Below are 22,779 nucleotides of genomic sequence, written 5' to 3'. Positions count from 1 at the left end.
GACAACCGTAAACTACAGCGTAAGCTTCTGCAATGTTTCCATTACAAAATCGTGCATTACCCCTTTGTAATCCAGGTGTGTTACTATACGTAGTTTTCCTTTACCCAATGAACTGATATGAATACTTTTATGCTTTAGCTTCTCCATCAGGTCGGCTTCACTGTATTGTGGTTTAAGGGAAAATATAAGTATGTTGGTTTCCACAGGTTCTACCCTGTCTATCCAGGGTAACTGCTGTAACAGGTTACCTATGTCTTTAGCCTTTTTATGATCTTCTTCCAGCCTGCCTACATTGTTTTGTAAAGCATACAAACCTGCCGCTGCCAGATAACCTGCCTGACGCATACCGCCACCTAATATCTTACGCACACGCAACGCCCTGTTCATATCTTCCTTACTACCTAACAATACCGATCCCACCGGAGCGCCTAGCCCTTTACTAAGGCAAACCGAAATGGTATCAAACAGCTCTCCAAACTGCTTAGGGTGCTGCCTTCTTGCCACAAGAGCATTCCAAAGGCGGGCACCATCAAGGTGGTATTTAAGGTTGTTTGCTGTACAAACCTCTTTTATCTGCTTCAGGTTTTCCATGTCATAACATGCCCCTCCGCCTTTATTTGTAGTATTTTCTATAGACACCAGGCTCGTTAACGGACTATGGTAAAAATCGGGTGGGTTAATAGCTTCTGCTACCTGTCCTGCTGTAATCATCCCTCTGTCACCATCCAAAAGCCTGCATGAAACTCCACTGTTAAACGAGGCTCCTCCGCCTTCATAATTATATATATGTGCCCATTTGTCGCATATTACCTGCTCTCCCGGGTTAGTGTGCAATTTAATGGCGGTTTGGTTTGCCATGGTGCCCGACGGAAAAAATAAAGCGGCCTCCATACCAAAAAGTTCTGCAACTGATTCTTCCAGTTCGTTAACCGTAGGATCCTGCTTATAAACATCGTCACCCACTCTCGCCCTAAACATATGCTGCAACATGTCGTGAGAAGGTTTGGTTACTGTGTCGCTTACTAAATTTATTTCCATATTATGAAAAGTATAGCTTATTTTTGCAATACAAAACTACATTTATTTATGACAAATACCGAACAAATTAAAGGTATTATAGAGCGCCTTGGTGCGCTGAGGAGGTATCTTTGACATCGATAGGAAATTAATTGAGATTACTAACGAAGAAGAGAAAACCTTTGCTCCTGATTTTTGGAACAACGCCAAAGAGGCCGAAATTGTTGTACGAAACCTGCGTTCTAAGAAAAAGTGGGTGGAAGACTACGAAAAAGGAAATGCCATGGCAGAAGAGCTACAGGTTATTTATGAGTTTTTCAAGGAAGGTGATGCTACCGAGGAGGAACTGGACAACCAGTACAACCAAACCATAGCTCACATAGAAAACCTTGAGTTCAAAAACATGCTTAGCGACGAAGGGGACTCCCTTAGTGCAGTACTGCAAATTACTGCCGGTGCCGGTGGTACCGAAAGTTGTGACTGGGCTTCTATGCTTATGCGTATGTACATTATGTGGGGCGAGAAAGAAGGTTATAAAGTTCGCGAACTTAACTTTCAGGAAGGTGAGGTTGCCGGGGTTAAAACCGTTACCCTTGAGTTTGAGGGCGAATATTCCTTTGGTTACCTAAAAGGTGAAAACGGCGTGCACAGGCTGGTACGTATTTCACCGTTTGACAGTAATGCCAAAAGGCATACTTCATTTGCATCGGTATACGTGTACCCTCTGGCAGATGACACCATTGAAATTGATATAAGCCCTGCAGACATTACTTGGGAAACCATGCGTTCCAGTGGTGCGGGAGGTCAAAATGTAAATAAGGTAGAAACCGCGGTGCGACTGCGCCACCACCCTACCGGAATTATTATTGAGAACTCCGAAACGCGTTCCCAGCTGGATAATAAAACCAAGGCCATGCAGTTGCTTAAATCGCAGCTTTATGAAATTGAGCTGAAAAAACGTCAGGCAGTGCGTGACGAGATTGAGGCAAATAAAATGAAAATTGAGTGGGGATCGCAAATAAGAAACTACGTTATGCACCCGTACAAACTGGTTAAAGACGTGCGTAGCGGCTATGAAACCAGCGATGTTGACGGCGTTATGAATGGTGAAATAGACGAGTTCCTTAAAGCCTACCTAATGATGATGGGACAAAAGGAGGAATAGTCTTTTTACGGAAAAACCTCAAAAGTTAAAAAAAAGCCAAAATAACACTCTAAAGCTCAGTGTTTTTACGAAAAAATATTGTACTTTAGAGTGTTTTTCACACGCATTTAACACTGTGGAAGTTTTTTTTAACTTCTAATACCACACATCCCCATGAATCACCCTGCAGACATACTTGTCCCGGAGAATGACAGCCTGCGCTTAAAAAAGCTGTATGAGTATCAAATTCTTGATACCCACCCGGAAGATACCTTTGACAAAATTGCCCTGCTCGCTTCAAAAGTTTTTAAAACCCCTTATGCCTTTGTCACTTTTGTAGACCATGATCGTGTATTCATAAAAGCCAATATCAGTCCGTTTGAAGGTAATGTTATACCCCGCGAAAAATCGCTGTGCGGTATGGCAATTATTGATGACGAATGTACCATAATACACGATGCTACAGAAAATGAATGCATGAAAGACAGCCTTTTGGTAAAGAAAAAAGGAGGCGTTCGTTTTTATGTGGGAGCACCACTGCGAAGTCCAGAAGGGTATTTGCTGGGAACCGTATGTGTTGCCGATAAAAAACCACGCTACGGTCATATTAGCAAGCGTAAACAGGAAATGCTTAAAAACCTTGCCGACCTGGTTGTAAATAAACTGGAAATGCGCCTTAGGTATAAAACCCAGCTAAAGGCACAGCACGAGTTAATGAACATTACCCTGCACGAAATAAAAAATCCGTTAGCATCTATTAAACTGGCTAACGATGTAATTAAAAAAGACCCTACACGTTGTGAAAGCATGTATATAAGGGTTAAAGACAGTATTGCCCGTATACAGACAAAACTGCACGACCTGCTTAAAAACAGTGAAGACGAAGAGGTACAGCAAAAACTGTGTATGGAGGAAACAAACCTGAAAGAAATTTTCGAATCGCTTTTAGATACCTTTCAGCTACAGGCTAACAAAAAGAAACAAACCGTAACACTGAGTTACGACACTAACATTCCCCCTGTTTTTATAGACCGGAAAAAGATAACCGACGTGTTTCACAACCTGCTTAGTAACGCGTTAAAATATTCTTATCCTGATTCAGATATTAACATTTTTGTAAGCCGTAACTGCACCTCGGTCGATGTGGAGTTTAGGGACGAAGGTCAGGGACTGGATGAAGATGATATTAATAAACTTTTTACCCGTTTTGCCAAGCTCAGTTCCAAGCCTACAGGTAAGGAAACCTCAAACGGACTGGGGCTTTCCATATGTAAATTTCTCGTGGAAATGCACAACGGAAAAATATACGCTACCAGCCCCGGTAAAGACATGGGTACTTCCTTTTTTGTGTCGCTTCCGCTTATCTATGAGGTGGAAAACGAGCCTCAAATACGTTAATTTATACTTTAACACAGTAACTGTTATAACATTCTGCTAAAGTTTTATTTGTACGAAATTAAGACTTACCTTCGAAGAAGAATAGGAGTTTATTCCCACACAAAAGCACTGTTCTTTCAACGAAGTATGATATATACAAAACCTAAATCCATAATCCCGTCAAACGACATGCAAAGGCTGGAAAAACTGTATGAGTACCGCATACTGGATACTCATAGCGAAGAGGCGTTTGACAAGATTGCTCTGTTGGCTGCACAAATATTTAATACCACCAGTGCATTCATTTCGTTTGTGGATCAGGACAGGGTATTTTTAAAGTCTAACCTTAGCCTACTGCCTCATAATGTGATAGAACGCAGGGACAGCCTATGCTCACTGGCTATACTTAACGACAATATTACTGTTTTTAACGATACTCATACTTCACCTGATTTAATGGAAAGTCCTTATGTGGCTGGTGAAGACGGCATACGCTTTTATGCCGGGGCACCCTTAAAAACACCCGAAGGTTACATTGTAGGTACCGTTTGTGTGATAGACAACGTAGCCCGCGAAGCTACCGATGCACAACTGGACATGCTTAAAACACTGTCTAAAATTATTGTAAACAAACTGGAAAGCCGCCTGCGCTACCGCAAGAGTATTGAGTCGCAAATAGACCTTACCAATATAGCACTGCACGAAATAAAAAATCCATTGGCCTCTATTAAACTGGCCAACGAGATTTTAACCAAAGACAGTTCGAAAGTTGAAAGGATGAGCGGCATGATTAAAGCCTGCGTACTCCGTATACAAAACAAACTTGCCGATGTTTTAAAACAGGCCGAGGAAGATGAACACAGACTTACGCTTTCTATTGAAGAGGTAGACCTTAATGAAATGTTTACCAAAATACTAACGAGTTTTGAATTACTGGCAAACAGGAAAAATCAGGCTTTACTGCTGGAACACGATCCTGAACTGCCTAAAATATATGCCGATAAAGCCAAGATCTCTGATGTTATGCACAACCTTGTAAGCAATGCTCTTAAATATTCTTATGCCGGCACTACAGTAAGAATAATTGCAAGGCAGGAAGATAACATCATCCGTATAGAGGTACAGGATGAAGGACAGGGATTAAGCCAAACAGACATAAGTAAACTGTTTACCAAGTTTGCCAAACTAAGCTCCAAACCTACGGGTAAGGAAACCTCAAACGGACTGGGGTTATCCATAACCAAATCGTTTGTAGAGCTACACCACGGTACTATTGAAGCCAAAAGTGCCGGAAAGGATAAGGGTACATCCTTTATCGTTTCACTTCCACTTAAATATGAAAAGGAAGAATTGCAGGAGTATTTCGGATAGGTATTTCCTGTTTTTTTGATTCAATATCTATATTCTTAAACCGAAAAAATCCCGTGGGTTGGTGATTAACCACGGGATTTTTCATTTTTATGATTTACTTTTTCTTCATAATATATTGCATTATATCTCCTGCATTCATGATTGGAGTTGATGTTGGTAAGTAAGCCTCACTAAAGATTAAAAGATAAACACTATTGTCTTTCCTGAAAAAAGCAATATCAGACCTAAGTTTACCTGTTTTATTCTCTTCAACATACATCCTTACATCAGGTTTATCATTAAAATAAGCAGTAAGATAATTATACTCTGTACTATAAACACTAAGGGTATCATTTGAAAATATTTTTTCCATTTCACCATCAGAAGAAAAATGTATTGATTCCTTTTCCTCTATTTTAGACAGTTTAGCCAGATTATATTTTAACTCATAGTTTCCACCTTCAAGTATATTATATGAAGAGTTAACATCCTTAAAAGATTCGTTACCAACAACACTTAGATTATAGTTTTTAGTTAGACTATCAATTTTAATAATGTGAAGCTTGTACTTATCATCAATAATATAATCTCCTATAATAGCTTTACCCTTATAACTATAACTGCCTAATAATTGATACTGAAAACTTTCGTTTTTAAAAAAACGTTTCAGTCCGATTAAATCCTGTTCGTTATTATAATCAAAAAGCTCTACAGGCTCCATACATGAAATAAAAGACAATGGAATAAACAGCAATATCAAAAAGTACTTCTTCATTATTTAAGGTGTTTGGTTAATTTTTTTTCAAATATAAACAATCACAACCAGCATAGGTTTTCATTAAGATTTTAATTTTTAACAGCCCCGGCAATTGCGTTATTCAAAAATTTTCAGTAATTTTTAACTCTTTAATTTAATGCCATGCATTCCAAAAAATTACTTACCACCCCTGCGCTTACTACAGAGAAATCACTAAAAACGCTGGTGGAAAACAGGTCAGTTTATTCACTGGATAACTGCGAACTCAACATATTTGAAACCTATAAGGAAGCACAGCTCGTTCCGTTAAAGTTTAACGATCTTGTAGTAACCAGTATGCTAAGGGGAAAAAAAGTAATGCATCTTTTTGATGACCCTGAGTTTGAATACCTACCTGGAGAAACGGTTATTGTGCCCTCAAACGTGGAAATGCGTATTGACTTCCCCGAAGCCTCTACCCACAATCCTACACAGTGCCTTGCCCTTGCTATAGACCATGACAAGATTAACAGTACACTTAATTTTTTGAACGAACGCTACCCTAAAGACGGAAAGAACATCTGGAAACTGGACCACGAAAATTATTTCTTTTATAATAATACCGAACTGGCTACATCTATCAATAAACTGATAAAGGAATGTATGAGTACATCAGTCACTAAAGATGCGTTAGTAGACCTTAGCCTACAGGAATTACTGGTTCGCATTGTACAGTCGCAAACCATACAGGGGCTTAACAGTTCTAAAACCTTACAGGCAGGTGGTGACAGTGAAAGTGCCATGCATGTAATTGCCGAATACATTAAAAACAACATTACCCAAAACCTAAGCCTTAAAGACCTTAGCGAAAAAGCATGTATGAGTACAACATCTTTTTACCGTTACTTTAAGCGCGAACTGGGTATGACACCATTGGAATTTATCCTGAACGAAAAAATAAAACAGGCAAAACAGCTTTTAAAACACCCGGGCATACAGGTAAACGAAGTATGTTTCCAGTCGGGGTTTGAGGACTGTAATTATTTTATCAGGCTGTTTAAAAAACATGAAGGTATTACCCCTAAGCAATACCAACAGTTATACATTAATTAATCTTCAAGATATTTTAGCGGTTCAAGGTCTTTGGCTTCCTCTTCAGTAAACAGCCTCGACTCTATTAAAAACCGCATACCATAAGGTATTTCGAGTGAAAAGCTGGCTCCCCTGCCCTCAACTGCTGTAAGAGTAAGATGGGTGTGTTTCCAGTATTCAAACTGATCTTTACTCATCCAAAACTCACAGTCTTCAACCACGCCAAGGCACACATCGCTGTATCCCAGCTTAAAGTCTCCTTTTTCAAAACACATGGGCTGACTGCCGTCACAACATCCCCCACTTTGATGAAACATGAGTTCGCCGTGCCTGTCTTTTAGTTTTGCAATAAGTTCTGCTCCCTGTGGTGTGCAGTCTATTCTTTTATACATAACAGTAGTTTTAGTAAAGTTACTCCGAAAGTTCCGTTTTAACCGTGTGGAAAAATCCAATAAGCGATTATGAGATTTCTCTATTTCATTGCTTTACACTCGTAATGGAAAACAAAACTTCCGGAATAACCCATAATATATTATCCTTCGGCTACCTGAAGCACCATACGCCCTTCAATTTCACCTTTTTTCATTTTGTCAAAAACATCATTAATATCCTCCAGTTTTGCAGCAGTCACATTAGCCTTAACCTTTCCTTCCTGTGCAAACTGTATGGCTTCCTGCAAATCTTTACGTGTCCCAACGATAGATCCCCTCACGGTAATCCTGTTAAGCACAGTATCAAAAATAGGCAGGTCAAAACTTCCCGGTGGCAGTCCGTTAAGGGCAAGCGTACCTTTACGCCTAAGGGTTTCCAGTCCCTGTTTAAAGGCTATGGGCGAAACTGCCGTAACCAGTGCACCGTGCATACCTCCGGTTTCCTTTTTCAGGAAAGTCCCAGGGTCCTGTTCTTTGGCATTTACAACTAAGTCGGCACCCAGTCGTTTTGCCAGTGCCAGTTTATCGTCGGCTACATCAATGGCTGCTACATGCAGTCCCATTGCTTTGGCATACTGTACAGCTACATGCCCCAGTCCGCCAATACCCGATATGGCAACCCACTCACCCGGTTTTGTATCAGTTTCCTTTAAGCCTTTATATACGGTAACTCCGGCACAAAGTATGGGAGCCATTTCTAAAAAGTTAGGATTATTCCCAAGGTGCCCCACATAACGTGCATCGGCAATAACATATTCGGCAAAACCGCCATCTACACTATATCCTCCGTTTTGCTGACTCTCGCACAGGGTTTCCCATCCGGTAATGCAGTGTTCACATCCGCCACAGGCACTATACAGCCACGGCACTCCTACGGCATCTCCTTCCTTTACATTATGAACATCGGGCCCTACAGCTACTACATACCCCACACCCTCGTGACCCGGTATAAGCGGCATTTTAGGCTTTACGGGCCAGTCGCCATCTACAGCATGCAGGTCGGTATGGCAAACGCCACTGGCAATAACCTTAACCAATACCTGATTGCGCCCCGGGCGTTTTACTTCTACTTCTTCAATTTGCAATGGCTTTCCAAACTCGCGCACCACTGCAGCTTTCATGGTTTTTGGTAACATAGTAATTATTTTTGGTTGGTTGTATCAATATCATATTATAAAAAAAAGACAGACTGTGGTACGGCCTGCCTTTTAATCCAAACTCTAAAATCAGAAAAATCCTAATTTCTTTTTGTCATAAGAAATCAGCATGTTTTTAGTTTGCCTGTAATGCTCAAGCATCATTTTATGGTTTTCGCGGCCAAAGCCCGATTTTTTATATCCGCCAAACGGAGCATGTGCAGGGTATGCATGGTAATTGTTAACCCAAACCCTACCTGCCTCTATCGCTCTAGGAACCTGATACAACTCATGTGCATCGCGTGTCCATACACCTGCGCCAAGTCCGTAAAGGGTATCGTTAGCAATCTCAATAGCCTCCTCGGTAGTTTTAAAGGTAGTTACACATACCACAGGGCCAAATATCTCTTCCTGGAAAATCCTCATTTTGTTATTTCCTTTAAAGATGGTTGGCTGAATGTAGTAGCCCGTGCCCAGTTCGCCATCCAGTTGGTTTACCTCACCGCCTGTTAGCACCTGTGCACCTTCGTCCTTACCAATTTTAAGGTATGATTTGATTTTTTCATACTGGTCGTTTGAAGCCTGTGCTCCCATTGCCACGGTTTTATCCAGCGGATGCCCAATTTTAATGGCCTCTGTACGTGTTATTACTCTTTCTATAAACTTATCGTAAATATCTTCGTGTACCAGCATACGTGAGGGACATGTACAAATTTCACCCTGATTAAGGGCAAACATTACAGCTCCTTCTACCGCCTTGTCAAAAAACTCATCATCGGCATCACCAACCGATTTGAAGAAAATATTAGGCGACTTCCCTCCCAGCTCCATAGTAGAAGGGATAATATTTTCGGCAGCATATTGCATGATAAGCCTACCGGTAGTTGTTTCTCCCGTAAACGATACTTTACTTATTCTTGGTGAGGTTGCCAGTGGTTTACCAGCCTCAACACCAAAACCGTTTACAATGTTTATTACCCCCGGCGGCACCACATCTTTAATAAGCTCCATTAATACAATAATGGAAACCGGAGTCTGCTCGGCAGCCTTAACCACTGTACAGTTACCTGCGGCAATAGCGGGGGCAATTTTCCAGGTAGCCATAAGCAGCGGGAAGTTCCACGGGATAATTTGTCCTACAACACCTATAGGCTCATGCAAAACGATGCTAACCGTGTTTTCGTCGTGTTCTGATATTGTACCTTCCTCTCCTCTTATAACCGAGGCGAAGTACCTAAAGTGATCTATACAAAGGGGTAAGTCGGCAGCAAGGGTTTCTCGTATTGCCTTACCGTTATCTATGGTTTCTACCGTTGCCAGGTATTCCAGATTGGCTTCCATAACATCGGCAATTTTATTAAGTACACTGCTACGGTATGCCGGAGAGGCCTTACCCCATGTTTTAAATGCCTCATGGGCAGCATCAAGAGCAAGGTCTATATCTTCTTTAGTAGAGCGGGCTGCTTTTGCAAAAGGTTTTCCGTCTATAGGGGAAATGTTATCAAAATACTCGCCTTTAACAGGTGGTACAAATTTGCCGCCAATAAAGTTATCGTACTTTTCTTTAAACTGCGGTCTTGAAACTATTGAACTCATACTTATAGTAATATTAAAGGTTATATTACCAAAAGTAGATTACTATAACGTTTTAGGATAGCACAATCTTTTCAAATAATAGCACAATTTTGCCACTTTGATTGTTTTACTATTATTTTTTTGAATTAATGATAAAATTAAAGTGTAAAAAATAAAGAGTGTATAATTACATCCATTCCACTAATGATATTCCAACCCCAACAATGGTTTGCAGCTGGTTATAATCAATAAGCGTTTCGCCATAACCATGAAAAAACTGTGCGTGGAACTTTAAATTACCTTTTATACTTCGCGCCCAGTTAAGCTCAATACTGCCTTTCATGTTTTTATTAAAACTGAAATTAGGTGCTATCGTAGCCGAAAAAATGTCCTTATCGGTAGCATAAGTTACTGTGGCATCGCCATGACCTACATAACGGGAAATATTAGGGTTATCGTCTATATCATCGGGAATACGGTACCACGCCCTTACAAAAACCTGCCAGTCGTCCTTTTCAAAAGCGGCATGGGCTATTATCCGGTTCCAACTTCGGGATAAAGGGTACGACCTTCCGTTTGACTGATGGTTAACGCTTATCCCCGCCATTCGCCCTTTAAAACCAAACAGGCTGTAATGTGTAGTAAAATTCAAAATGGCTTCGGGCTCGTAGTTGATTTCCCTAAAAGGTCGCGACAGTGAGGCATTATATACCTGCCAGTGGGCTTTTTGTGAATAGGCTCCCCACAGGTCGCCATTACCCCAAAAAAGTCCCTGTGCTACCTTTACCTTAAAGCTTATCTGGAACTTGGCCTCTAGGTTATTAAGGTTCAGGTTATCGGTTACGGTATAATCCGGATTACTGTTGCCACTACGGGGCTGTCCGTTTGGCGAACTCGACCAACGTAAAGGCAGTATATAAACAGGTTTATAAGGAGTAACCACAAATGTGGCAGGTTGTGATAACGAATCAAGCTCCCAACGTTGTGCAAGGCTGTTTAGCCTTTGCCTGTTGAAAAGCGAATTGGTTTGTGCCGAGGCACACCAACAAAACAGCATTAGGGTAAAAGTAAAATAACGTTGTAAGGCGTTAGGTATTTGTGGCATAATACACGTGTTTCCTAACAAATATAACGTTTTTGAATATAAAACTTCATACTGTTAAACCATAGTAAAGAAACCAGTAAAGCTACTTTATAATAAGCAGTATTAAATTGAGTATTTACTAATAAAACAAAAGCAATTATCAAGAATGTAGTGATTACATCCTGCTTTAGCCATCCTTTTTGTTTAATGTAAACGATACTTCCGGCAATGGCATAAAATACTAACGAAAATAAAAATGCTCTGTAAAGCCCGTTCAAAATCATATCCGGATACAAAGTGGTGTTGACTAAAAAATAATACAATACCATCCCCCAGAAAAAAAGGTAATAAGGCAGATTTACCAAATGATTACCATTACCTAAAAACCTAACAATAAAATAAGAGATTAATGTAACTACTAACGGAAGAGAAACAAGCACAAGGTTCATTTTTAAATTATCGTCCAATTGGGTTTGCATAATGGTAAAATAGCCCAAAAAGGAAAATAATATATAAGCAACCAACAGGTTTAAACTAAAAAAGAGGAAATAAAGAAGTAAGGTTTTCTTCATTTTAAATAACTGATTTTGTTTACATAGTAAATATAATGATTTTACATCTTATCTACCTTAATGTAAAACTCCTTTGTTTTTGGCTGAATATCCTTAATCTTATCGGCTTCAACAGTTAAGGTTTGCCAATTATTGGTTCCGTTAAGTCGTATGTTTTTACCATAAATATCAATATCTACCGGCATAGCAAAGTTTTCCTCGTCGGTTTCCCAGCGGTATTGTAACTGATGGTCTTTCAGCTTTAACTCCAGTTTAGGAATACTTCTGTATCGTAGGTATTGGTTAAATACAGGCTCCAGATTCATACCGCTTTCCTTACTGAAAAAGTTGATAACATCCTGCCCTTCTATCACCTGTTTTTTATAGGTTTCGGCATATTTAAGCAACATCGCCCACCATTTGTCATCATTGTTTACAATATGCCTTATAGTATTGAGCATTAGTGCTCCTTTGTAATACATATCGCCCGATCCTTCATTGTTCACACCAAATATCCCTACAACAGGCTTATCGTTGCGTACTCCCATGCGCTGACCGTATACATACTGCATAGCCTTATCATAGCCCAACATACATTCCAAATATACGGTTTCGCTATACGTTGTAAAACTCTCATGAATCCACATATCGGCAATATCCTTAGAGGTTATACTGTTACCAAACCATTCGTGTCCCGTTTCGTGTATAATTATATAATCAAACGTTAGCCCTACACCAGTGTACGACAGGTCACCTCCCCTATACCCCATTTTATAGTTGTTACCATAAGCAACGGCGCTTTGGTGTTCCATACCCAGATAAGGAGTTTCTACCAGTTTATAACCGTCTTCCTTAAACGGATATTCGCCAAACCTGGTTTGAAAACATTCCATCATGGGTTTTACCTGCTTAAACTGTTCTTCGGCTTTTTCCTTATTGTAACCTAACACGTAGTAATCAAGGTCAAGTCCTTTGTAGTTGTCATGTATATGTACATAGTCGGCAATGTTTACAGTAATATCATAGTTGTTAATTGGATTTATAACCTCCCAGTCCCATCGGGTATAACCGTTTTTAAGATCTTCACTGCCTTTAAAACGCCCGTTAGAAACATTCATAAGTCCGTTTGGAACAGCCACTTTTATAGAGGCTCCGTTATCGGGCTCATCGCTTTGGTGGTCTTTTACAGGATACCAAAGGCTCGCACCTGTTCCCTGTACTGCCACACCTATCCAAGGCTTACCATTACCGTCTTCGGTAAAAACAAAACCTCCGTCCCACGGAGCATTGCGTGCCACTTTAGGCTTCCCCGAATAGTTAAACCTTAGCGTATGCTCACTCCCTGCTTTAAGCTCATTAGGGAACACTATAAAAACAGCATCGTTATCACGGGTATATTCCAGCTTTTTGTTTTTAAGCATTATACTTTCAATCTTCATATTCTCAAAAAGATCCAGCTGAATTTTTTGGGTATTGCTTACCACTTTAAAAGTAATGTCATTATAACCGTTTATAAATCTTTTATCAGGGTTTACCGTAATGTTTAGATCATAGCGAAGTACGTCAAAACTTGTCCTTTCAGGGCGCAGTCCGCCATGCAGGCTGTCCCTTCTGGAAAATTCCTGAGCACTTGCAAAAGCAAAGGCAAATAATGAGGCGATAAGCAATAAGGTGTTTTTCATGATAAACAGTTTACACTATTAGTCATGAAATGTAAGAATTTGTTACCAATAAAAAAATAGTAAGTGGCTTAAACCATACTTTGAGGCAGTACCTCAGGATGAATAACCGGTACAGGAACATTACTATCTGCAGTAACAGCACAGCCTACCTTGTTAAGGTAATCTATATCTATTTTTAGCCTGAGATCCTCCAGTTCTTTTTTATTTACCTTTTTGTAATTGTCCAATAAAAAGGCTTTTATGGCATCATATAACACAAACGAAAGCTGTATATGCAAATCGCCTGCATTTTTAATACTCTCGCCCATTGAGATAAGCACAGGATATACCTTTGCATTATCGGTTTGACAAATAAACGGAGGAAGTGAATTAATATATAGCCCGCTTTCAATTAGATTAATACTAACCTGCACAACTGTTTTGTATTTGGCGTTCACAGCTATGCCCTTGCGCGCTAAAAGTTCTGAAGTGAAAAAGTATTCGAGATAGTTGGTTATCTTCTCTACAAATACAACATTTCGCAGCTCGTCATCACAAGCTACATCAATAGTTAGCTTTTTCATGGCTGATAAGGTTTAGTTTGTTGTGAAGTATATACGAAAGATAAATACGCCTGGTTTTCAAAAAAGTGAAAAAAATTCACTTTATTTCAAAACCCCGGTAACAATGGTAATTTCACGCTCTATATTCTCACCGCTGTTACTTAGTACCTGCTCTGTATCTTCATATACATTCCGGATAACAAAACCGGCCTTATCTAATAATTCTGATGTATGCTCTGCCGTATACATGGTAAAGCCATACTTAGCAAACGGAATTTTTATCATGGTGCTTTGGGGAATTAAGCCTATTGATAAAACACCTCCGGGCTGCATAACGCGTGCAATCTCGTTAGCATACTCCTGTGGGTTTTGCCAAAAGTAAATTGTGTTTACTGTAAATGCCTTATTGAACTGATTATCCTGAAACGGAAGGGAGTTTCCGTTAGTAAGCACAAAAGAAGCATTACTGTAACCTTTATTTAGCTTTTGCGCCTGCTCTATCATAGTGCCCGATATTTCGGCACCCGTATACCGCATGCTTTCATTTAAAAGAACATCACCTACATGGGCACCGTTACCGGGGCCAATTTCCAACACGCTATCGTTTTCATCAAGCGACAAACTGTTTATGGTTTTAATAATGAGATTACTGTTAGTAAAGTTCATCATCTCGGCCACCTTTAACCCGGTATCACCTTCGGGACGGCTTAGTTGGCGTGCCAGCTCCTGTAGTTCGGCATCTGTAAGTTTCATGTGTGGGAAGTTCTTTAATTAGCAATTATGCTAAATATACTAATAAAAAACCGACTGCAAAAGCAGTCGGTTCAACAATTGTTAATTATTTACAATATCTTATTTTCCATACAAGAATAAAAGTACCTCGTCAAATCGTTGTCTCCATGACTTCTCATTGTGTTCTGCACCTTCAAACACTCTTGTTGCATAATTAGCGCCTTTAAGGTAGCCTGACCTAAGCATCAGTTGGTCTACCTGCTCTTGGTGTGGCCCGTACATAGCATCAAGTCCACCTGTACCGTGATCAAAATAAAAACGGTGATTTTTTGACGGAGGCATGTGCAACTCCATGTATTTCCTAATCGCTTCAGACGGATTTGTGTTGTTCTCATCAAACAAAACAGGCCAGTGTGTAGAAAGGCATGCCGCACTGCCAAATACCTCAGGGTACTCAAAAGCAGCATACATAGAAATTAACCCACCCATAGAGCTACCGCAAATGGCCGTGTTTTGAGCATCGGTTAAAGTTCTGTACGTTTTATCTACATATACTTTTAGTTCGCCTACAAGGAATTTAAGGTAGTCGTTACCCATAAATACCCCTTTAGAAGAGCCTCGTGTTTTAGCAATTTCCATCATTTCCTTTACTTCATCATCCGTAAGATATTCTGATGCTTTTTCAGGGAAATACTCCAAATATCTGTCAGATGTGTTCCATATTGCAACAATTATAACAGGCTTAATTTCTTTTTGTGCAGCTAAGTCCATTGCTGTATTCCCTGCATTCCATGAAGTATAATCCATAGCCGTTTCGTCACTCAGTACGTTTTGCCCGTCCTGCATATAAAGCACCGGGAAACGCTGGTTTTTATCTGCCTCATATTCTTTTGGCAACAAAATATCTACCCTGCGGGCATCTACATATTGCGAAGGGAAATGATCAATAGTCTGTACAATTTGCGCCTGCGCAGCAGGTACAAAAACAGCAAAGCAAAGCAATGCCGCAAAAAAAGCTCTTTTCATACTCATTGTTTATGTTGGAACGTAAAAGTAAAAATTATACCTGTATTACGCCAAGGTTAAACGGTTTTTCTATTGGGGCATGGTTTGCAGCCTCTATCCCTATAGAAATCCATTTACGGGTATCAAGCGGATCGATAATTCCGTCGGTCCATATTCTTGAAGCGGCATAGTATGGTGACACCTGTGCATCATACCTTGCCTTTATTTTATTGAAAAGTTCTTCTTCTTTCTCCGGAGTAATTTCTTCTCCTCTTGCCTTTAATGACGAAGCCTCTATCTGCAGTAATACCTTAGCAGCCTGTGTACCACCCATCACGGCAAGTTCGGCACTTGGCCAAGCAAATATAAGCCTTGGGTCATATGCCTTACCACACATAGCATAGTTACCCGCACCATACGAGTTACCCACTACTACGGTAAACTTAGGCACTACCGAGTTACTCACGGCATTTACCATTTTAGCACCATCTTTAATAATACCACCATGTTCGCTTTTTGAACCTACCATAAACCCGGTTACATCCTGCAGGAACACAAGCGGAATTTTCTTTTGGTTACAGTTGGCTATAAAGCGTGTAGCCTTATCGGCACTGTCAGAATAAATCACACCGCCAAACTGCATTTCGCCTTTTTTGGATTTTACCACCTTACGCTGGTTTGCCACAATACCTACAGCCCATCCGTCAATGCGGGCATAACCTGTAATAATTGTTTGTCCGTATCCGGCTTTATATTCTTCAAACTCGCTATTATCAACAAGCCTTTTAATAATCTCCATCATATCATACTGCTCAGAACGCTGCTTAGGCAGTATACCGTAAATCTCATTAGGGTCAAGTGCCGGCTTTTGCGGAGCCGTACGGCTGTATCCTGCCTTCTCAAAGTCGCCTATCTTGTCTACAATATTCCTTATCTTATTAAGGGCATCCTTATCGTCTTTGGCTTTATAATCCGTAACCCCCGATATTTCACAGTGCGTAGTGGCACCACCCAGGGTTTCGTTATCGATATTTTCGCCAATAGCCGCTTTTACAAGATAGCTACCCGCAAGGAAAATACTTCCTGTTTTGTCTACTATAAGTGCTTCATCGCTCATAATAGGCAGGTAAGCACCACCCGCAACACAACTTCCCATTACGGCAGCGATTTGGGTAATACCCATACTACTCATAACAGCGTTGTTACGGAAAATACGCCCAAAGTGTTCTTTATCAGGGAAAATCTCATCCTGCATTGGCAGGTATACCCCTGCGCTGTCCACAAGGTAAATAATAGGCAGTTTGTTCTCTATGGCAATTTCCTGCGCACGTAGGTTTTTCTTTCCGGTAATTGGGAACCATGCCCCTGCCTTTACGGTAGCATCGTTAGCCACAACTATACATTGCTTACCACTAACATAACCTATTTTTACCACAACACCACCCGATGGGCATCCGCCGTGTTCCTCATACATCCCCTCGCCTGCAAAAGCAGCTATTTCGATACTCTCGCTATCTTTATCTAACAGGTAATCTATACGCTCACGCGCTGTCATTTTACCCTCGTTATGTAGTTTTGCTATTCTTTTTTCACCACCTCCAAGCTTTACTTTTGCCAGTTTGCGTTTTAGCTCAGAAAGAAGCAGCTTGTTATGATCTTCATTCTTATTGAAGTTAATATCCATGGGAATTATATCTTTTTTTTGTGATAGTTGTAATTTTCGTGGTGCTAAAATACGAAATCGTTTGAAATTTTCAGTAAAACAGCCTAAATGATTAATATTCATTAAATGTTAAAAATTAAACCTGCTTAAACCGCACTTTCCGTTCGGTTTAAAACCTAACCATAAATTTAGTAAATTGTGTGTTACAAAACCACCACTGCATGTTAGCACAAATAGATACAAAATGGATCTTACTCATTGAGATTATTTATGTACTTATTGTAATTGGCGTATGCATACGCATTATTTATGATACCCGCGCCGTAAGCAAAGCCCTCGCCTATGTACTGTTTGCTGTATTTGTGCCTGTTGTAGGCATAGCATTTTATTTCTCGTTTGGGATAAATTACCGCAAGCGTAAAATATATTCCAAAAAACTGACGGTAGACGAAAAACTCGCCCAGCGCTTTAGGGAAAAAATTACTGAAACCGACCGTAACGTATATGCTTCACACAACCCGGCTATAATTCAGAATAAGGATTTATACCAACTTCTGTTTAATGAAAAAACAGGACGAAATCCTTTGGTTCCAAATAACAAAGTCACCCTGCTTAAAAACGGAGAGGCACTATTCCCCGAACTTATACAGGCTCTTAAAGAAGCTCAAAGCCATATCCATATCGAATTTTATATTTATGAAGATGATGCCATAGGCAATACCATTAAAGAAGTACTAATAGAGAAAGCCAGGCAAGGAGTTGAAGTACGGTTTATGTATGACGATTTCGGGAGCAGAAGCATCCGTAAAACCATAGTGAAAGAACTGCGCAAAAAAAATATAGCCGCTTTCCCTTTTTATAAAATCAGGCTTATGCCGGTGGCTAATCGTATAAACTACCGCAACCACCGTAAAATAGTAATTATAGACGGCAAGACGTCGTTTATAGGCGGTATTAATGTATCCGACAGGTATATCAATTCAGAAAAAAACAAAGTGTATTGGAGGGATACCCACATCAGGATAGACGGTCCGGCAACTTATTCGCTGCAACGTGTATTTCTTAGCGACTGGAACTTTAGCAGTGGGGAATCTTTAGGGATAGACAGTACATACTTCCCCCTGTACCCGTTTAACGAAAAGGCTACCGCTAATATACAGGTGGTTTCCAGCGGCCCCGATTCTGACCTACCCAATATACTCTATACCGTAATCAAAGCCATAAGCCTTGCCAAACAGGAAATACTGCTAACTACCCCTTACTACATCCCTGATGAAGCCCTGCAGGAAACTCTTATCATTGCCGCGCTTAGTGGTATAGAGGTAAAACTGCTTGTCCCTAAGGAATCGGACTCCAAGATAGTGAACCTTGCCTGTCGTGCTTATTTTGAAAACCTGTTAAGGGCTGGCGTGCGCATATTTTTATATGAAAAAGGATTTATACACAGTAAGACTTTTGTGGTAGACAGGACGCTGGCATCTGTAGGAACGGCCAATTTAGACCTGCGCAGCTTTGACCTGAACTTTGAGGTTGCCACTGTTATTTATGACGAAACTATAGCACAACAACTTGCCACTCACTTTGATGAAGACTGCCAGAATGCTGCCGAAATACAGCCACAGGAGTGGTTTAAACGCTCTAAATCAATAAAAGTGACCGAACGCCTTGTAAGGCTCATATCGCCCTTTATGTAAAAAGGGGATGCTTTTTAAAAACATCCCCTTTTTAGCTTAACTAATAAACTAAAACAATATTTAATTTAAGCCCAAAAAGCTTAATACATCATTTTTAATAGCCGGGTTTACCGTTGCTGCAAGAGCAACAGATATTATAAGACCGATAAAAGCAAAAGAGAAATCTTTAGCAATCATCTTAAGTGCTTTGTTTTTATGTTTTTTACCTTTTTTCAAACGGGCAAGGTTAATAGCAATTTCGCGACCACCTATTAAACCAAGGAAAACCCAAGTTGTACTCATTGGTACGGTACTGATAAACAGTTTGTAAATAAGTATAAGTGCATAAGAGAAATCGATTAACGTAGCTGCCCTAACATCTGAAACGCGTGATTTTTCACTAACTACTTTCTGAATCCTGTCACCACGAAGGTAGAATAACACACCAAGACCAAGGAAAATTACAAGTCCGAATATTACAAACTGAAAACCATCAAGTCTTCTTGGTAAGAATACTGCAACGTTTGCTCCATCCTGCATTACCCAAACCGACCATAATATACCACTCACAATCCATTGAGCTACCATCCACGATGGGTGAACTTTACGCCCTTTAAACTTCCTGCGGATATAGTTATAACCAAAAAACCATATAAGTACCGAGAATACAAAAGCAATAACGTAACCTGATAAACTCTTGGTAATCATAGAGGTAATACCACTTGAACTCGAACTAAAAACACTCAGCATAAGGAATGTGGTAGAAACCGGCATTCTTAACCTTGTAAGGATAAGCAGTACAAGCGGCGCCATAAGCATAAAGAACGAGAAGTTCTCAGGGTGCGGATACTTACTTACCTCTTCGGCATTAATAAGCCTACCGTAAGTAACATCTCCGTTTAGGGTAAACCAGCTTATAGAAATGGTAACTAAGAATATAATACCAATATACAGCCAAAGTGTATACCATTTGCGGTGTTTGTTACTTTCAATAAAGGTACCAAGCGACTGTATACTGTCGTTAGAAACCGTTGCATAGGCTGCTGTAAGGAAACCTATCCACATTGCCACCTGCGGCTGATTGTAAAAAAGTGCACTGAAAATGAAGATAGTTGATATAATTACCAGGAATATCTTTTCATTCGAAAACTTCTCAATTAAACTTAAAGGAGGTATCGACTTTTTCTTGTATTTCATTTTCATGTGTAGGGTAGTTTAAAAATCGTTGCAAAAGTAACCAGTTAATAAAGTTAGTTATAAGGTCTAATTTTAAGTTATTGTTAATTAATCGATAATTAAAAATTAATTTTGAAGATAACTATTTTTTAATTCATTTTCAGTAGTTTATTTGCAGCGTCCAAAAAATTATTTTCCTGATTTTTAAAATAATGTAAAATTAACACCTGCAAAACACTTTGTTTTAATAACACTCGGTTCACTGTAACTTAACGATTTCTTAACATTGGTTGAGTACATTTGCGGCAAAATGTTATTCATGTCAATAAACAGTATCTTCCAGTTTCTTGTCCCGAAGGATAAGAAATTTTTCCCGCTATTTGAGCAGGCAACGCAAAACCTTGTAATACTTGCCGAAACACTACATGAAGCGGTTAACGCTCCTAAAGGCAAAAGAGATGAGTACTTTACCAAAGTAGAAGAGTTAGAAGGCATTATTGAAGGCATTGCCCACAAAACAAACCTTGAACTTAGCCGAAATTTTATCACACCTTTTGACAGGGAAGATATCTACTCGCTAATTACAGCTATTGACGATGTGGCCGACTATACCTATGGTGCTGCCAGCAGAATGAGACTGTACCAGGTAGAGAAAATTACCAAGTCGATTAGAAAGATGACGGAAATTAACCTTGAAGCCTGTATACTTATACAGGGGGCCGTTGCCGACCTGAAAGACATGAAAAACCTTAAAGGTATTACAGATGCCTGCAAAAAAATTGCAAAACTGGAAAACAAATCAGACAGCGTTTTTGATAAGGCTGTAGCCGATATTTTTGAAAACGAAACCGATGCTATTAATGTGATTAAGTACAAAGAGGTACTATCGGCACTGGAAACAGCATCAGATAAATGCAAAGGGGTAGCAAACGTTTTAGAGTCTATTGCTGTAAAACATTCGTAAAAAACAAACCAAAACCCCAAGAAACTGATTCATCATGGTTTTACTCATTATAATCATAGTTTTAGCATTAATATTCGACTATATAAACGGATTTCACGATGCGGCTAACTCCATTGCGACCATAGTCGCCACAAAAGTACTTACACCCTTTCAGGCTGTATTATGGGCTGCATTCTTTAACTTTATGGCTTACTTTATATCCAAGTACTGGATTGGTGAGTTTAAAATTGGTAATACCATAGCCAAAACCGTTAGTGAAGACTTTATTACGCTTGAGGTTATCCTTGCCGGGCTTATAGCAGCCATTACATGGAACCTGCTTACCTGGAAACTGGGCATACCTTCGTCGTCATCACATACCCTTATAGGGGGCTTTATGGGAGCTGCACTGGCACATGCCTTTACAATACCGGGAGCCGACCTGAACACGGTAGTTAACTATGCTAAAGTACTTCCTATTGTACTTTTCATATTCATGGCTCCGTTTATTGGTATGGTGGTCGCTTATTTTCTGGCAATACTCGTGCTCAACATCTGTCGTAAGGTAAACCCGTCCAGAGCCGATAAATGGTTTAGAAGGTTACAGTTAGTATCCTCGGCATTATTCAGTTTAGGTCACGGTGCAAACGATGCTCAAAAAGTTATGGGTATTATAGGGGCGGCAGTAATATACTACCACCTTAATATCGACCCCGATCCTGCTTACCTAACAGCAGATAATAAATTTGCCTACTTTGTAGATCACTGGAGCTGGGTGCCGCTTGCGAGTTTCGTTATGATAGGTTTAGGTACCATGAGTGGCGGTTGGAAAATCGTTAAGACTATGGGATCTAAAATCACCAAAGTAAACTCATTTGAAGGTGTTGTTGCCGAAACGGCAGGTGCTATTACCCTGTATACCACAGAGCATTTTGGTATCCCTGTATCTACAACCCATACCATTACCGGTTCTATTATTGGTGTTGGTGTTACAAAAAGGGTATCGGCAGTACGCTGGGGTGTTACAATAAGTCTGCTTTGGGCATGGATATTAACCATACCGGTATCGGCAGTAATTGCCGCATTGGTTTACTACTTTATTAAAATTTTTATCTAAAAGAGATACAGCAAACAATTATCAAAAAAGCATATATCTTTTAGGTATATGCTTTTTTGTTTACTTTTATTTTAATTACACACTTTACAAATTATGACAAACAATCAAATCAGGGCTCAGTATGACGATACTACCATAACCGTATATCAGGCCTATAACAGTGCTATAGCAAAAGGCGCTGTAGAAAACCAAACCTTTGTACCTCCCTTTAAAATGGAGCGAATGACGTGGATTAAACCTTCCTACCTTTGGATGATGTACCGTTCGGGCTGGGCACAAAAGGAAGGACAGGAACATATCCTTAAAATAAAAATTAAGCGTGAGGGGTTTGAATGGGCTTTAAGCAACGCCTGTCTTTCTCATTTTAACAGTAATATCCACCAGGACCGTGAAAGTTGGAAAACAACACTACAGCAAAGTCCTGTAAGGATACAATGGGACCCTGAGAAAAATATATTTCTGGAAGCCCTTCCCTACCGTTCCATACAAATAGGACTATCGGGCGAAGCTGTAGGCAAATATGTAAACGAATGGATTACAGAAATTGAAGATATTACCGATGACTGTAAAAAAATTCATCTGCTTATAACCGAAGGTAAAATTGAGGAAGCCAAAGCCCTATTACCTGTAGAGGAGATTTATACTGTCCCTACTGCAATTGGCGAACCTATTGCTGCGTTGATATGATATAAAAAACTATTTAAATAAAGAAAACATGATAGTATTAGAGATAGATAGAGTCTTAACAAATAT

At 39.8% G+C, this 22,779-nt stretch carries 21 protein-coding genes; 8 read left to right on the top strand and 13 right to left on the bottom strand.

The window, feature by feature from the left end:
* Positions 1-12 precede the first annotated feature (12 nt).
* Positions 13-1,038 (bottom strand): threonine aldolase family protein, encoded by a 1,026-nt coding sequence (locus tag Q763_RS12655; protein ID WP_035134851.1) that lies wholly within the window; start codon positions 1,036-1,038, stop codon positions 13-15.
* 48 nt (positions 1,039-1,086) lie between these two features.
* Here Q763_RS12655 and prfB point away from each other — a divergent pair.
* The 3 genes from prfB to Q763_RS12640 all read left to right on the top strand — a co-directional run bounded on the left by prfB (position 1,087) and on the right by Q763_RS12640 (position 4,909).
* A protein-coding gene (prfB, locus tag Q763_RS12650; protein WP_157499430.1) for a peptide chain release factor 2 occupies positions 1,087-2,182 on the top strand; the annotation gives its coding sequence in 2 pieces (ribosomal slippage) (positions 1,087-1,149 and positions 1,151-2,182; 1,095 coding nt in all).
* A gap of 153 nt (positions 2,183-2,335) precedes the next feature.
* Positions 2,336-3,559: a GAF domain-containing sensor histidine kinase gene (locus tag Q763_RS12645; RefSeq protein WP_035134847.1), complete on the top strand. Its 1,224-nt coding sequence runs from the start codon at positions 2,336-2,338 to the stop codon at positions 3,557-3,559.
* Positions 3,560-3,685: 126 nt separating this feature from the next.
* On the top strand, positions 3,686-4,909 hold the full coding sequence (locus tag Q763_RS12640; RefSeq protein ID WP_035134845.1) for a GAF domain-containing sensor histidine kinase: 1,224 nt from the start codon (positions 3,686-3,688) through the stop codon (positions 4,907-4,909).
* A gap of 94 nt (positions 4,910-5,003) precedes the next feature.
* Here Q763_RS12640 and Q763_RS12635 read toward each other — a convergent pair whose 3' ends face one another.
* Complete coding sequence (locus Q763_RS12635) at positions 5,004-5,663, bottom strand: hypothetical protein (protein ID WP_157499429.1); 660 nt, start codon at positions 5,661-5,663, stop codon at positions 5,004-5,006.
* A 144-nt stretch (positions 5,664-5,807) separates the two neighbouring features.
* On the opposite strand from Q763_RS12635, the gene Q763_RS12630 reads away from it, so the two are divergent.
* Complete coding sequence (locus Q763_RS12630; protein WP_035134841.1) at positions 5,808-6,737, top strand: AraC family transcriptional regulator; 930 nt, start codon at positions 5,808-5,810, stop codon at positions 6,735-6,737.
* Here the strand turns inward: Q763_RS12630 and Q763_RS12625 are convergent.
* The 10 genes from Q763_RS12625 to Q763_RS12580 form a co-directional block, all read right to left on the bottom strand.
* Positions 6,734-7,108 (bottom strand): DUF779 domain-containing protein, encoded by a 375-nt coding sequence (locus Q763_RS12625; protein ID WP_035134839.1) that lies wholly within the window; start codon positions 7,106-7,108, stop codon positions 6,734-6,736. The genes Q763_RS12630 and Q763_RS12625 overlap by 4 nt on opposite strands.
* Before the next feature lie 140 nt (positions 7,109-7,248).
* A complete protein-coding gene (gene adhP / locus Q763_RS12620; protein WP_035134837.1) occupies positions 7,249-8,283 on the bottom strand; it encodes an alcohol dehydrogenase AdhP in 1,035 nt (344 codons plus the stop codon).
* Between the two features lie 90 nt (positions 8,284-8,373).
* Positions 8,374-9,879: an aldehyde dehydrogenase family protein gene (locus Q763_RS12615; protein WP_198133471.1), complete on the bottom strand. Its 1,506-nt coding sequence runs from the start codon at positions 9,877-9,879 to the stop codon at positions 8,374-8,376.
* A gap of 166 nt (positions 9,880-10,045) precedes the next feature.
* On the bottom strand, positions 10,046-10,963 hold the full coding sequence (locus Q763_RS12610) for a phospholipase A (RefSeq protein ID WP_052123434.1): 918 nt from the start codon (positions 10,961-10,963) through the stop codon (positions 10,046-10,048).
* Between the two features lie 14 nt (positions 10,964-10,977).
* Complete coding sequence (locus tag Q763_RS12605) at positions 10,978-11,514, bottom strand: hypothetical protein (protein ID WP_035134833.1); 537 nt, start codon at positions 11,512-11,514, stop codon at positions 10,978-10,980.
* A gap of 41 nt (positions 11,515-11,555) precedes the next feature.
* Entirely contained in the window at positions 11,556-13,175 is a 1,620-nt protein-coding gene (locus tag Q763_RS12600; protein ID WP_035134832.1) for a M1 family metallopeptidase, read from the bottom strand.
* Positions 13,176-13,243: 68 nt separating this feature from the next.
* Entirely contained in the window at positions 13,244-13,738 is a 495-nt protein-coding gene (locus tag Q763_RS12595; protein WP_035134830.1) for a hypothetical protein, read from the bottom strand.
* Between the two features lie 81 nt (positions 13,739-13,819).
* Positions 13,820-14,470, bottom strand: coding sequence for a class I SAM-dependent methyltransferase (locus Q763_RS12590; RefSeq protein WP_035134827.1), 651 nt, complete (start codon positions 14,468-14,470; stop codon positions 13,820-13,822).
* A gap of 99 nt (positions 14,471-14,569) precedes the next feature.
* The gene (locus Q763_RS12585) at positions 14,570-15,475 is read right to left on the bottom strand and encodes an alpha/beta hydrolase (protein ID WP_035134825.1); all 906 of its coding nucleotides are present in this window, start codon (positions 15,473-15,475) and stop codon (positions 14,570-14,572) included.
* Positions 15,476-15,509: 34 nt separating this feature from the next.
* Positions 15,510-17,138, bottom strand: a complete 1,629-nt coding sequence (locus Q763_RS12580) for an acyl-CoA carboxylase subunit beta (protein WP_035134823.1) — start codon at positions 17,136-17,138, stop codon at positions 15,510-15,512.
* 200 nt (positions 17,139-17,338) lie between these two features.
* On the opposite strand from Q763_RS12580, the gene cls reads away from it, so the two are divergent.
* On the top strand, positions 17,339-18,811 hold the full coding sequence (cls, locus tag Q763_RS12575; protein WP_035134818.1) for a cardiolipin synthase: 1,473 nt from the start codon (positions 17,339-17,341) through the stop codon (positions 18,809-18,811).
* Positions 18,812-18,871: 60 nt separating this feature from the next.
* On the opposite strand, the gene Q763_RS12570 is transcribed toward cls, so the two are convergent.
* On the bottom strand, positions 18,872-19,993 hold the full coding sequence (locus Q763_RS12570; protein WP_035134816.1) for a hypothetical protein: 1,122 nt from the start codon (positions 19,991-19,993) through the stop codon (positions 18,872-18,874).
* Positions 19,994-20,285: 292 nt separating this feature from the next.
* Here Q763_RS12570 and Q763_RS12565 point away from each other — a divergent pair, with 292 nt between their 5' ends.
* The 3 genes from Q763_RS12565 to Q763_RS12555 all read left to right on the top strand — a co-directional run bounded on the left by Q763_RS12565 (position 20,286) and on the right by Q763_RS12555 (position 22,713).
* The gene (locus Q763_RS12565; RefSeq protein ID WP_035134813.1) at positions 20,286-20,930 is read left to right on the top strand and encodes a DUF47 domain-containing protein; all 645 of its coding nucleotides are present in this window, start codon (positions 20,286-20,288) and stop codon (positions 20,928-20,930) included.
* Positions 20,931-20,964: 34 nt separating this feature from the next.
* Positions 20,965-22,026 (top strand): inorganic phosphate transporter, encoded by a 1,062-nt coding sequence (locus Q763_RS12560; protein WP_052123433.1) that lies wholly within the window; start codon positions 20,965-20,967, stop codon positions 22,024-22,026.
* Positions 22,027-22,119: 93 nt separating this feature from the next.
* Positions 22,120-22,713 (top strand): DUF4291 domain-containing protein, encoded by a 594-nt coding sequence (locus Q763_RS12555; protein ID WP_035134919.1) that lies wholly within the window; start codon positions 22,120-22,122, stop codon positions 22,711-22,713.
* The last annotated feature ends 66 nt before the right edge of the window (positions 22,714-22,779 follow it).

It is taken from the genome of Flavobacterium beibuense F44-8 (genome assembly GCF_000769915.1).
Taxonomy (GTDB): Bacteria; Bacteroidota; Bacteroidia; order Flavobacteriales; family Flavobacteriaceae; genus Flavobacterium; species Flavobacterium beibuense.
The sequence above is the reverse complement of the archived record's forward strand: the minus strand, read 5'-3'. Positions and strand labels throughout refer to the sequence as shown.